The sequence below is a fragment of the Paenibacillus sp. GYB004 genome (assembly GCF_036577605.1).
GTDB lineage: Bacteria > Bacillota > Bacilli > Paenibacillales > NBRC-103111 > Paenibacillus_AB > Paenibacillus_AB oceani.
In genome coordinates this window covers 41,506-54,654 of sequence record NZ_JARBDB010000050.1, presented here as the reverse complement: position 1 = coordinate 54,654, position 13,149 = coordinate 41,506, and the positions used below count along the sequence as shown (strand labels likewise).

Sequence of the window (13,149 nt, the reverse complement as noted above, 5' to 3'; positions counted from 1 at the left end):
GCCTAACTGGATTACTCCGGCTTGCAATGCATCACGATACCGATATCCCCCCTATCGTCACAAACACAAATTTCCTCACTCTCGCTCCCTCCATGATCCTGCGCTTAGCGTATCAAATCAATCGTTCGACTTCTTTTCTCGTATTCATGAAAATTGCGGTTTATTTGACTAAGAAGGACGATTCTAACTTTTAAGCGCGCAAAGAAAAACCAACCCCGTTACGAACGTCGTCGTTCGAACAGGGTTGGTGGTTGGAGCGGTTATACGACCGCATTCTCCTTGGCTTCGCGCTCTTTCTCCTGCTGCTTCGTGCGCTCCATGTCGCGCTCCAGAATCGGCTTTAAATACTTGCCGGTGTAAGACTCCGGTACCCGGACGACTTCCTCCGGCGCTCCGGTCGCCACAATCGTGCCGCCTCGGGTACCGCCTTCCGGCCCCAGATCGATCAAATAATCGGCCGTCTTAATCACGTCCAGATTATGCTCGATCACAAGCACCGTCTCGCCGCTGTCCACCAGGCGGTGAAGAACGGTCAACAAGCGGTCGATATCGTCGATATGAAGACCCGTCGTCGGCTCGTCCAAAATGTAGATGGTTTTGCCGGTGCTGCGCCGGTACAGCTCGGCGGCCAGCTTCACCCGCTGCGCTTCGCCACCGGACAGCGTCGTTGCCGGCTGGCCCAGCTTCATATAACCAAGACCTACGTCCAGCAGCGTCTGCAGCTTCCGGTGAATACGCGGAATGTTGCGGAAAAACTCGCAGCCGTCCTCGATCGTCAGCTCCAGCACCTCGGCGATGCTTTTGCCTTTGTATTTGATATCGAGCGTCTCGCGGTTGTACCGTTTCCCTTTGCACTGCTCGCACGGCACGTAGACGTCCGGCAGGAAGTGCATCTCGATCTTGATGATACCGTCTCCGCGGCACGCTTCGCAGCGTCCGCCTTTCACGTTAAAGCTGAACCGGCCTTTCTTGTAACCTCGCACCTTCGACTCGTTGGTAGCCGAGAATACGTCGCGGATATCGTCGAACATCCCTGTGTACGTGGCCGGATTCGATCTCGGGGTTCTCCCGATCGGCGACTGGTCGATCTCGATAACCTTCTCGATATGCTCCAGGCCGACTATTTCCTTATGCTCGCCCGGGCGTGTCTTCGCTTTGTTCAGATCGCGCGCGAGCGATTTGTACAAAATTTCGTTGATCAGCGTACTTTTGCCCGATCCGGATACGCCGGTGACGCAAGTGAATACGCCGAGCGGTATTTTGGCGTTAACGCCTCGCAGATTGTTCTCCTTGGCGCCTTTGACCTCCAGCCACTTTCCGTTAGGCTTCCTCCGCGGACTCGGGATCGGAATGAACTTCTTGCCGCTCAAATATTGGCCGGTAAGCGAGTTCGGATCTTCCATAATTTCCTTCGGCGTTCCTTGCGCTACGACTTGTCCGCCATGGATGCCGGCACCCGGTCCGATATCGATAATATAGTCCGCGGCGATCATCGTATCTTCGTCATGCTCGACGACGATCAGCGTATTGCCGAGATCGCGCATATGCTCCAGCGTACGAATGAGACGGTCGTTGTCCCGTTGATGCAGACCGATGCTCGGCTCATCCAGGATGTACAGAACCCCCATCAGGCTGGAACCGATCTGGGTCGCCAGACGGATGCGCTGCGCCTCGCCGCCGGATAACGTACCGGCCGAACGGCTGAGGGACAAGTAATCGAGACCGACGTTAACCAGGAAGCCGAGACGGGCTTCGATTTCCTTAAGTACGAGATGGGCGATCGTCCGCTCCTTCTCCGTCAGATCGAGTCCGCCGAAGAAATCGGCCGCATCTCCAATCGACAGATTGGTCACGTACGCAATATTTTTATTGCCGACGGTGACGGCCAGCGTCTCCCGCTTCAGCCGTTGGCCTTTGCAACCCTGACACGGCTTCGCGCTCATATATTGCTCGATATGCTCGCGGATGCCGTCCGACGCGGTCTCGCGGTATCTCCGCTCCAGGTTGCGGACGATTCCTTCGAACGGAACGAGCGCCTCCTTGGACAGGCCAAAATCGTTCTCGTAACGGAATTTGACCTTCTCGCCGCCGGTTCCATACATAATCTTTTTCATATGGTCCGCCGACAGCTCGGCAACGGGAACGTCCCGCGGGATCCCGTAATGTTCGCACACCGCAGCCAGAAACTGAGGATAATAGTTGGACGTGCTTCCCGCCCAAGCCTCGAACGCGCCCTCCTCGATCGTCATCGACGGGTTCGGTACGAGAAGATCCGGATCAACAATCATCTTCGCTCCCAAACCGTCGCAATCCGGGCAAGCCCCGAACGGGCTGTTGAACGAGAACATCCGCGGAGCGAGCTCATCGATGCTGAAGCCGCATTCCGGGCACGCCAGCTTCTGGCTGAACAGCAGCTCTTCCTGCTCCATCACATCGACGATCACCCGGCCGTCGGCCAGCTTCAGCGCCGTCTCCAGCGAATCCGCAAGCCGGGCCTGAATGTCGCCCTTCACGACGATCCGGTCGACGACAACTTCGATCGAATGTTTCTTGTTTTTCTCCAGCTCAATCTTCTCAGACAGATCGCGGATCTCTCCGTTAACGCGGACGCGAACGAAGCCCTGCTTCTGAATGTCGGCCAACAGCTTCGTATGCTCGCCCTTGCGTCCGGATATGATCGGCGCCAAGATCTGCAGCTTCGTCCGTTCGGGATATTCCATAATCCGGTCGATCATCTGCTCGACCGACTGTGCGGTAATCTCGATGCCGTGATCCGGGCAGTGCGGCTTCCCGATCCGGGCGAACATTAGCCTGAGGTAATCGTATATTTCCGTAACCGTACCGACTGTAGACCGGGGGTTGCGGCTGGTCGTTTTCTGGTCGATGGAGATGGCCGGGGACAATCCTTCGATCGAATCGACATCCGGCTTGTCCATCTGGCCCAGAAACTGTCTGGCGTAAGCGGAAAGCGACTCGACGTAGCGGCGTTGTCCTTCCGCGTAGATCGTATCGAAAGCGAGCGACGATTTGCCGGAGCCGCTTAACCCGGTCAACACGACGAACTTGTCGCGCGGTATCGTTACGTCAACATTTTTTAAATTATGAGCTCTCGCTCCTTTGATCACGATGCGGTCTTGAGCCACTGTGAACCATCCTTTCCGTGGGTAGAGCCATTCATTCCTTCATCATAACACCGTTAAAAACGACTGAAAACCGGCCGCCCGGTTGAAACATTCTCCAGCTCCGCCGCGAAGAAGAGCCGCCGTTACAGGGCGGCTTTGAGCTCCAATATCGCATCGCGCAGCTCGGCGGCACGTTCGAACTGCAAGCTTTTGGCAGCTTCCTTCATCTCCGCTTCGAGACGCTCGATCAGCGAGGCGCGGTCTTTCTTGGACATCTTCTCGGACTTCACGCCGGCCAAATAATCGGCCTTCTGCTCCGCCACCTTCGTGGCCTCGATGACGTCGTGCACCCGCTTCTGAATCGTCTGCGGCGTGATGCCGTGCTTCTCGTTGAACTCGATCTGGATCGCGCGACGCCGCTCGGTCTCGCGGATGGCCCGGTCCATCGAGTCGGTCCGTTTGTCCCCGTACATAATAACCCGGCCGTTCGCGTTCCGCGCCGCCCGTCCGATCGTCTGAATGAGCGACCGTTCGGCACGCAGAAACCCTTCCTTATCCGCATCCAATATGGCGACGAGGGATACTTCCGGTAAGTCGAGCCCTTCCCGCAGCAGGTTGATGCCCACCAGCACATGGAATGTGCCTAGCCGCAATTCGCGCAGCAGCTGCATCCGTTCAAACGTCTTGACATCGGAATGGAGATAACGGACCTTAATGCCGAGCTCTTTGAAATAATCCGTCAAATCCTCCGACATTTTCTTGGTCAGCGTCGTCACGAGCACCCGCTCGTCCTTGGCGATCCGCTCGTTGATCTCGCCGATCAGATCGTCGATCTGTCCCTTCGTCGGGCGCACCTCGATAATCGGATCGAGAAGACCTGTCGGCCGGATAATCTGCTGCACCATCGTCGGGCAGCTCTCAAGCTCATACGGGCCCGGCGTAGCCGAGACGAAGATCGCCTGGCTGATCTTCTGTTCGAACTCCTCAAAGCGCAGCGGGCGGTTATCCAGCGCCGACGGCAGGCGGAAGCCGTGATCGACGAGCACTTCCTTCCGCGCCCGGTCGCCGTTGTACATCGCGCGGATTTGCGGAAGCGATACGTGCGATTCGTCGACGATGACCAGCATATCGTCGGGGAAATAGTCGAGCAACGTATATGGCGTAGCGCCGCGTTCGCGGAACGTAAGCGGTCCGGAGTAGTTCTCGATGCCGGAGCAGAAGCCCATCTCGTGCATCATCTCCAGATCGTACCGGGTCCGCTGCTCCAGCCGCTGGGCCTCCAGCAGCTTGTTCTCGGAACGAAGCTCTTCGAGCCGCTCCTCCAGCTCGCGCTCGATGTCCACCAGCGCCTTCTTCATTGTGTTCTCATGGGTGACGAAGTGAGACGCCGGGTAGATCGCCACATGATCCCGCTCGCCGAGAATCTCTCCGGTCAGCACGTCGATTTCGGTAATCCGCTCGATCTCATCGCCGAACAGCTCGACGCGAATCGCCTGCTCGCCCCTGGAGGCCGGGAAGATCTCGATGACGTCTCCCCGCACGCGGAACGTTCCGCGCACGAAGTTCAGATCGTTCCGCTGGTATTGGATGTCGACCAGCTTGTGCAAAATCTCGTTGCGCGGACGCTCCATCCCCGTCCTAAGCGACAAGACGAGATTCCGGTACTCCATCGGGGAACCGAGACCGTAAATGCACGATACGCTGGCAACGATGATCACGTCGCGGCGTTCGAACAACGAACTCGTAGCGGAGTGGCGGAGCTTGTCGATCTCGTCGTTAATGCTGGAATCTTTCTCAATGTACGTATCGCTCGAAGGAATATACGCCTCCGGCTGGTAGTAGTCGTAATAACTGACAAAATACGACACGGCGTTATGGGGGAAAAACTCCTGGAACTCGCTGCACAGCTGAGCCGCCAGCGTCTTGTTATGCGCAATGACGAGCGTCGGGCGGTTCACCCGGGCGATCACCTGGGCGGCCGTAAACGTCTTCCCCGTTCCGGTCGCGCCAAGCAGCGTCTGATATCTCTTGCCCTCCTGCAGTCCGCGGACAAGCTCGTCAATAGCCCCAGGCTGATCGCCTTGAGGCTGGAATGGAGAAACCAGTTGAAACGGTTTGTTGTGGAGCACGATATCGCTCATCGCTTTATCCCTCGCTCTGGGTCTTTCGACTCTATTGACTCTTTCTTCAATTACCGATATATGGTATGACATGCGACAGGGTCTACCGAATGTTTGTTCTCATCAGATATTATACTTCTTTTTCCGAATTGTTGCAAATTTTCAAACAAAGGGTGTGGGTCTGTTTCATGGATTTAACTACGATTCTAGGCATAATGCTCGGCCTGCTGGCATTGGTGGGAGGTTTCCTGCTGGATGGAGGCCATATCAACGGTCTGCTCGTATTAAGCGCCGCCATTATCGTGTTCGGAGGTACGATCGGCGCGGTTGTCGTCAGCTTCCCGAAATCGCAGCTGAAGCAGATTCCGAAAGCACTCCGCATGGCGTTCAGCGAAAGGAAAACAAAACCGGAGCAGCTGATCGAGGAACTGGTCGAGATGGCGGTTATCGCCCGCCGGGAGGGCGTGCTTGCCATAGAAGACCGCGCTCAGCAGCACCCTAACGCTTTTCTCAGGGACGGACTGCAGATGGTGGTCGACGGCACGGACCCGGATCTGATCCGGCAAATTCTCGAAGTTGAGATCGAAGCGAAAGAAAAGCTGCATGCCAGCTATGCGAAAATATTCGAAGCCGCCGGAGGTTACGCTCCGACGATGGGGATTATCGGTACGGTCATGGGTCTGATCCACGTCCTGAGCAACATGTCCGACCCCGAATCGCTCGCCGGATCGATTGCCGTAGCGTTCGCGGCCACCTTGTACGGCGTCGCCAGCGCGAACGTCATCTACTTGCCGATCGGCAGCAAGATCAAAGTCCGCAGCGAAGAGCAAATCGCCGAGATGGAGATGATGCTCGAAGGGCTGCTCGCCCTGCAAGCGGGACATAACCCGCAGATGATCCAGAAAAAGCTGACGTCCTTCCTGCTGCTCGACACGGAGGCGCAAGTTCGGAAGGAAGCGAACGCCGATGGCTAGGAGACGCAAGCAGCCGTCCGGTTCTCATTCCAGCAGCGAGCGGTGGCTGATCACCTATGCCGACCTGATTACGCTGCTGATGATTTTTTTCGTCATCCTGTATGCGATGAGCAAGATCGACTCGGCCAAATACGACACGTTGTCCAGAGCGCTGCAGATGCAGTTCAACGACGGCTCCTCGGTCATCCCGAAAGGGACCGGCATTATGGGCGAGGCGATTCCCGGGGACCCGAAGTCCGGAGACCAGACGCAGCCGCCGCCGGAATCCAAGACGGAGCCAAACTCCGATCCCGAGAAAGAAAAAGAGAAGGAATTGCAAAATTTGCTGAAAATCGTTCAGCAATATATTGCCGATCAGCATCTGGAGGAGCAGTTGTCCGCCAGCGATACCCCCCGCGGCATCGCGATCAAGCTGAACGACCTGTTTCTGTTCGACCTTGGCAAAGCCGAGCTGAAGCAAGGGGCTTATCCCGTGCTGGAGAAGCTGGCGAGCCTGTTTCCCACCCTGGATACGAAAGTGAGCATCGAGGGGCATACGGACGACCTGCCGCTCGCCACAGGCTCGGCTTATCAGGACAACTGGGGGCTTTCGCAAGCCCGGTCGGTGTCGGTCATCCGCTACTTCGTCAATACGGCCAAGCTGGACGCCGGTACGTTCATCTCCTCAGCTTATGCCGATACGAAGCCGGTTGCGCCTAACGATTCCGAAGCGAACCGGCAAAAAAACCGCAGAGTCGAAATCGTCGTGCTGCGGAACGATTAGAAGTAACCCAAGTACAAATTCAGAGCTAGATGCGGCTCTGAAATCGTTCTAGAAGCAAGAAACTCCAGTTCCATGATGAGTGGAATTGGAGTTTTTCATTAATCCCGGAAGAACCCGGCCGGCCGGACTTCCAAATCCAGCCGTTCGACGGACGGATGCCCGGGTCCTGCCGCCTACAGCGCTCCGCTCTCCTTCGCTGCGGGAGGTACCGCCTGGCTCCGCCGTCCGGCTTTCGTAAACCAGTTGACGTTTCGCTCTTCCAGGTAATACATCACCTTCTCGTCGGGAGCAAGCAGGACGCCCAGCAAATGGTGATCGCCCGAATAAAGAGCTCTCTGAACGAACTTGCTGTGCCCTTCGGTATTGATCACCTCCAGCTTGCAAAATGCCCCGTTGACGCCCAGCGCCTCATGCAGCTGCTCCTTAGTCCGGACCCGTATACCGTTCACCTTATGAATGATTTCCCCGGCAACAAGCCCCATCTCACTTGCCGGACTGCCGGGCAGCACGGCCAATATTCGCAGCCCTTGCTCGTTATGCACGTAATACGGAGGCTTCTCCGCCTCCTCCCGCCCGCTCCACCACAGTAAAGCTTCGTGCAGAACAATCGCCAGAACCGAACCGATCAGCACGAATCCGGGCAGCCATTCGGCCCCCGCCGCCAAGGCCAACACGGCCAGCGAGTAGAAGAACAGGAGCGACGCGCTCCGCTTCGCCTTCTGCTGCGGCAGCCGGGTCACCGTCCGTTCGGCGAAACCGAGCATCACCGGCAGTGCGGCGAAGGTCCAGCCCGCGTTCCAAATCTCCCCTCCGAACAAAGGTGTCCATGGCAGCGCTACCGCAGCACCGGCCGACTGAACCGGCACCAGCAGCAGCAGCGGCACCGGCCAAAACTGCTGAAGCTGATAGCCGCCGATCACCTTGCCTCGCTTGCCCGCCACGAACAACGGCATAGCCATGTCGGCCCCCTGCTTTCTGACGAAAAACGACTCCAGCAAATGCAAAACGCCGACTAAAGCGAGAAGCGAAGAGATGGGCAAGCTCTGCAGCGGCTTAACGGCCGCACCCACGTACGGAATCTCCGCCAGCCCCGGAAACCAGCCTGTAATGACGTGCAGCATTCCTAATACCCCGACGGAGTAGGCCAGACATATAAACCGTATCCGGAATACCGCCAGCAGCGCCGACAATACCCACAACCAGATCAAGGCGCCGGCCGGTACCGTTGCGCCGACGAACGCCATGACGAGCGATGCCGCCATCCCTGCAGCAATGCCCCAAAGGACCGTTTTCCAAGCCGTATCCAGCATCGAGTGCAGCCGGGTGGAGAACAGCTTGCGTTCCAGCACGATCTGTTTGTGATATTGCAAAATAACGAATAAAATCCCGATATAGTAAAACGGCTGAGCAGCAAGCTGAAGCAAAGCGCGCAGTACGCCTCGCGCCAGTTCGGCCACGATTTCCATCCAGGCACCGCTCCTTTATGCACAAACTATCTCCCTCTCTCCGCTGCAAAGGGAGTACGCACCAAATCCAACAAAAAAAGAAGGGACGGCTGATAAACCATCAGCCTCCCCTTCTTGGTTCGACGTTGCGATCGCGAATTCCTGCCGTTTCCCGCAGCTTTCCAGCGTTTTCCGATATCCGATCGTTTGCCCCTATGCTTCCGGCTCCTACTTGATCGCCTTCTTCATCGCTTCGACCGCCGCTTTTAATTGCAGGTCGTTTTTGGGATCGCGGATTTCTTTAGTGATCGCTTCTTCGATTTTGTTAGCCGTTGCGACGTCCACCTCACCGTTAGCCGGCAGACCGTGCTGGCCTTGGAACGACTTGACCGCCTGAGCGGTAGCTTCGCTGAAATAGCCGTCTATCCGTCCGGGCTTGTAGCCGAGACCTTCAAGCATCATTTGCAAGTTTCTGACGTCGTCCCCGAGCGTATCGGTTTTGAGCGTCGTTTTCTTGGACATCGGCGACGCTTTGAAGTAGGAAGGCTGATCCACCGTCAGATCCGGTTCGATTCCTTTCTCATTCACCCAGTTCCCGTTCGGGGTGAGCCACTTCATGACCGTCATCTTAATATTGCTGCCGTCGCCCAATTCGTGCTGGTAAGTAACCTGAACCGTACCTTTGCCGTACGTCTTCTCTCCGACCAGCGTGGCGCCGGCCGATTCTTTCAGCGCTCCCGCCATAATCTCCGAGGCGCTCGCGCTTCCGTTATTGATTAGCACGGCGATCGGATACGGCTTGCTCGATCCTTTGGATACCGTCTTCTCCCGCTGCCCGTTGCGGTCCTCGACCTGGACGACCGTCTTGCCGCTGGCCACGAACGGATCGAGCATATCCACTACTGCGTTCAGCATACCGCCGGGATCGTTCCGGACGTCGATGACGAGAGCTTTCATCCCCTGATCCTCGAGAGCCTTTAAGTGTTCCTTGAACGTCTTCGCCGTATTCTGCACGAACTCCCGGACGTCGATTTTGCCGACTTGACCGTCCATCATTTCGGAGTGCACCGTCTCGATTGGAATATCGTCGCGTACGACCACGATCTCGATCGGCTCGGCTCCGGCCCGCATAATTTGCAGCTTCGCCTGAGAGCCCTTGGTGCCCCGGATTTTCATCACCGCTTCCGATAACGTCAGCCCGTCCAGCTTCTCTCCGTTAACCGACATGATGATGTCGTTCGTCCGGATGCCCGCCTTCTCCGCCGGCGATCCTTTGATCGGGGAAACGACCTTCACCCTGCCGTCTTCCAGCGACACTTCGGCTCCAATCCCCTGAAACGTGGAGTTGAGCATGTCGTTGAACTGCTGCGCTTCCTTCTGGTCCATGTACGTCGTGTACGGATCGTTCAGGGAGCCCAGCATTCCGTGGATGGCGCCGTCGATTACCTTCGTCTTATCGACCTCGTGCAAATATTGGGTTTTGATCAATTCGTAGGTCGTGGAGAGCTTCTTCAGCTCCTGGGTTGTAAATCCCGACTGTTCCGCCTTGCCTCCCGATACGCTCTTGCCCTGCTCGGCAAACGAAAACGGACCGACGATCGTGAGCGTCAGCACGCTGCTCGCGAACATCGCCAACAGCATAAACGCCACGAAAATATACAGATTGCGACCTTTCCAGAACATCGTGCTTTCTCACCGCCTCTTATGGCTTGTCTGTCTGCGCTGTTTCCATTGTATGATGCCAGCCGTTCAAATATAAGCACGGTTCGTTATTTTTTCAAATAAGGGAGCGGATCGGCCGGCGCATTGTTTTTGCGTACCTCAAAGTGCAGATGGTTGCCTGTAGAACGCCCCGTAGAGCCTACTTCGGCGATCGACTGCCCGCGCTTCACCTGATCGCCTTCCTCTACCAGCAGCTTCCGGCTATGCCCGTACCATGTCTGCAAGCCGCCTCCATGATCGATGACGACCGTGTTGCCGTAGCCGTTCACCCACTGGGCGATAATGACCGTTCCGGCTTCAGCCGCTTGGATATGCGTTCCTGCAGGCGCCGGAATATCGATGCCCTTATGATTGGCGTCCGATTTGTTGATCGGATCGACCCGGTATCCGTAGCCGGACGAGATCGTCGTTCTGCCTGGCAGCGGCCAGCTTAAGGTTCCACCGCTGTACACGAACGTTTGCTTGCTGTTGTTTTTGTTGCGCTCCGCCCAAAGCTTCGATTTCTCCTTGGCCAGGTTGTTCAGCTGCGCTTCCGCTTCCTCGCTGATATGCTCGAGGTCCTTTTCCTGCTTGGCCAGGCTTGCGATCAGCACTTCCTTATCCTTTTCTTTCACTACTAGTGCGTTTTTGATCTTTTCGTTTTCGGCGTACAGCAACCGGATTTCCTCAAGCTGATTCTCCACCTGAACTTTCTTCTGGGCCACCGCTTCGCGATCCCGTTTGTTCGCCTCCAGAATATCCTTGTCCTGACTGACAATCGATTTGAGCGCGTGGTACCGGTCCAAAAAGTCGCTGAAGCTGGTGGATTCAAGCAATACATCCATATACGAGATGAAACCGTTCGTATACATGAGCCGCACTCTGGACTTGAGCAGCTGATCGCGCGTCTCGACGCGTTGTTCCGCTTCCTGAAGCTCTTCCGTCGTCTTCATCAGGTGCGTCGCCGACGTATCGATCTGCTTCTGAATTTCGTTCAGCTTGTCGCCCTGTTCCTCGATCTGCTTCCACAGCTCCTGAATGCTGCTCGCTTCCTGCTCCTTGCGTGCGGCAATATCCAATTTTAGCTTGTCCGCATCCTGCTGCTTTTTGGCGGTTTCCGCCTCTTTTTTCTGAATTTGCTGGAGCTGGCGGTCGATTTCAGCATTGGTAATAGCATACCCTTCTTTTGGCGCGGACATAAGCAGCATGGATAAGCTGCAGACGGCGATAAGCGATATTTTTACCTTTTTCAAGACAGGAATTCCTCCTTGGCGTCTGGGCCGACCAATTGTTACACTCTCAAAAACTTGCGAACGGACAAAATACTGCCCCATATGCCGATCATCACGCCGATGCCCAGCAGCAGTGCGGGAATGATCAAAATAAGCTCGTGAACCGGGATCAGAGTGATCAGCATCAGTCCGAGCTGTACTTTCGTATACGTGAGAAGCTCCGCGTATCCCCACAGCAGAACGCCTACAGGGATCGCCGATCCGATGATGCCGAGCAGAGCGCCTTCTATGAAGAAAGGCCAGCGGATAAAGCTGTTCGTCGCTCCGACCAGCTTCATGATGCCGATCTCCCGCCTGCGTGCGACAATCGTAATCTTGATCGTATTCGAGATAAGAAACATTGCGGTAAACGCGAGAAGCAGAACGAACACAAGACCTACGTTGCGGACGATGTCGGTAATTTTGAATAACGTGTCGACGGTGCCTTTGCCGTAGTTGATTTTGTAAATAAGCGGAGGGTTGTTCTGTGCGTCGAGCGCCTTGATCTGTTCGGCCACTTGTCCGACCAGCGGCGGATCGCTCACTTCAATCGTAAACGAATCGTTCAGCGGGTTGTTCTCCCCGTCGAAGCCTTCCAAAAGCTCCTTGCCCTCTGCGCCCATCTTGTCCCGCAGCAGCTCGAGCCCTTCCTCCTTGGATACGTAAGTAACTTTTTTTACGGCGGCTAAGGAGGCGATGTCCCGCTGTACGGCGTTTTTCTGCTGCTCGGACGTATTCACTTCGAGATACACGCGGATTTCGACCTGACTTTCGATCTGATCGGCCAAGTTGTTGACGTTAAGCGCCAAGACAAGAAAGATGCCAAGTACAAATAAAGATATGGATATCGCGCTGATCGAGGCGAACGTCATCCAGCCGTTGCGGACGACATTTTTAGCGCCCTCCCGGATGTGCCGACCGAAGGTGCTAATCCTCATAGCCGTAATCCCCTCTCAGCTCGTCGCGGGCAATACTCCCCTTCTCGATGGCGATGACGCGCTGGCGCATCGTGTTGACGATTTCTTTGTTGTGCGTTGCCATGACGATCGTAGCGCCCCGGAAATTAATCTCTTCGAGAAGCTTCATAATGCCCCAAGATGTATCGGGGTCCAAATTACCGGTCGGTTCGTCTGCGATAATGACGGCCGGATTATTCACGATGGCGCGGGCGATCGCCACGCGCTGCTGCTCGCCTCCGGACAGCTGGCTTGGCAGCGATCCGACCTTGTCCTTCAGTCTGACCAGCTCCAGCACTTCCATCGTCCGCTTCTTGATCAGCTTTTTGGGCGCCTCAATGACCTCCATCGCGAATGCGACATTTTCATACACCGTCATCTTCGGCAGCAGCTTAAAATCCTGAAAAATGACTCCGATGTTGCGCCGGACATAAGGAATTTTGCGCTGGCGCAGCTTTTCTAGATTAAAACCGTTTACGAAGATTTGGCCTTTGGTCGGCCTCTCCTCGCGATATATCAATTTCATGAACGTGGATTTTCCCGCACCGGACGGGCCTACCACATATACAAATTCGTGGGCGTCGATTTTCACATTGATGCCTTTCAATGCATGGGTTCCGTCTGGATACGTCTTCCATACATCTTGCATTTCGATCACACGATCACATCCTGTTAATAGTTAACATGTAAGAGTTCGACACCTGGTCCCGAAATCCTCTAGAAAACTTTGTCTTTCTACATATTCTTTCAGATTAGCCCGGCAATCGCCGCTTTTTTTGGTAGTCGTAATAACCTGC

Annotated in this window: 9 protein-coding genes; 2 read left to right on the top strand and 7 right to left on the bottom strand. The window is 55.7% G+C overall.

Annotated features, from left to right (window positions below):
• Nucleotides 1–260 precede the first annotated feature (260 nt).
• Complete coding sequence (gene uvrA / locus PV433_RS21400) at nucleotides 261–3,143, bottom strand: excinuclease ABC subunit UvrA (RefSeq protein ID WP_332074088.1); 2,883 nt, start codon at nucleotides 3,141–3,143, stop codon at nucleotides 261–263.
• A 122-nt stretch (nucleotides 3,144–3,265) separates the two neighbouring features.
• Nucleotides 3,266–5,263, bottom strand: a complete 1,998-nt coding sequence (uvrB, locus tag PV433_RS21395; protein WP_332074087.1) for an excinuclease ABC subunit UvrB — start codon at nucleotides 5,261–5,263, stop codon at nucleotides 3,266–3,268.
• Between the two features lie 167 nt (nucleotides 5,264–5,430).
• Between uvrB and PV433_RS21390 the strand changes: the two genes are divergently transcribed.
• Together PV433_RS21390 and PV433_RS21385 are read left to right on the top strand one after the other, a co-directional pair.
• On the top strand, nucleotides 5,431–6,216 hold the full coding sequence (locus tag PV433_RS21390) for a flagellar motor protein (RefSeq protein ID WP_332074086.1): 786 nt from the start codon (nucleotides 5,431–5,433) through the stop codon (nucleotides 6,214–6,216).
• A complete protein-coding gene (locus tag PV433_RS21385) occupies nucleotides 6,209–6,979 on the top strand; it encodes a flagellar motor protein MotB (protein ID WP_332074085.1) in 771 nt (256 codons plus the stop codon). The genes PV433_RS21390 and PV433_RS21385 overlap by 8 nt, the downstream gene beginning before the upstream one ends.
• A 173-nt stretch (nucleotides 6,980–7,152) precedes the next feature.
• Here the strand turns inward: PV433_RS21385 and PV433_RS21380 are convergent, their stop codons facing one another.
• From PV433_RS21380 to ftsE, 5 genes are all read right to left on the bottom strand, one after another.
• Nucleotides 7,153–8,445 carry a PDZ domain-containing protein gene (locus PV433_RS21380; protein ID WP_332074084.1) on the bottom strand — a complete coding sequence of 431 codons (1,293 nt, stop codon included), beginning with the start codon at nucleotides 8,443–8,445 and terminating at the stop codon, nucleotides 7,153–7,155.
• Nucleotides 8,446–8,652: 207 nt separating this feature from the next.
• Nucleotides 8,653–10,107: a S41 family peptidase gene (locus PV433_RS21375; protein WP_332074083.1), complete on the bottom strand. Its 1,455-nt coding sequence runs from the start codon at nucleotides 10,105–10,107 to the stop codon at nucleotides 8,653–8,655.
• Nucleotides 10,108–10,193: 86 nt separating this feature from the next.
• A complete protein-coding gene (locus tag PV433_RS21370; protein WP_332074082.1) occupies nucleotides 10,194–11,378 on the bottom strand; it encodes a murein hydrolase activator EnvC family protein in 1,185 nt (394 codons plus the stop codon).
• Nucleotides 11,379–11,416: 38 nt separating this feature from the next.
• The gene (ftsX, locus tag PV433_RS21365; RefSeq protein ID WP_190929288.1) at nucleotides 11,417–12,334 is read right to left on the bottom strand and encodes a permease-like cell division protein FtsX; all 918 of its coding nucleotides are present in this window, start codon (nucleotides 12,332–12,334) and stop codon (nucleotides 11,417–11,419) included.
• Nucleotides 12,324–13,010: a cell division ATP-binding protein FtsE gene (gene ftsE / locus PV433_RS21360; RefSeq protein WP_332074081.1), complete on the bottom strand. Its 687-nt coding sequence runs from the start codon at nucleotides 13,008–13,010 to the stop codon at nucleotides 12,324–12,326. Before ftsE ends, ftsX begins: the two co-directional genes overlap by 11 nt.
• Nucleotides 13,011–13,149: the final 139 nt, after the last annotated feature.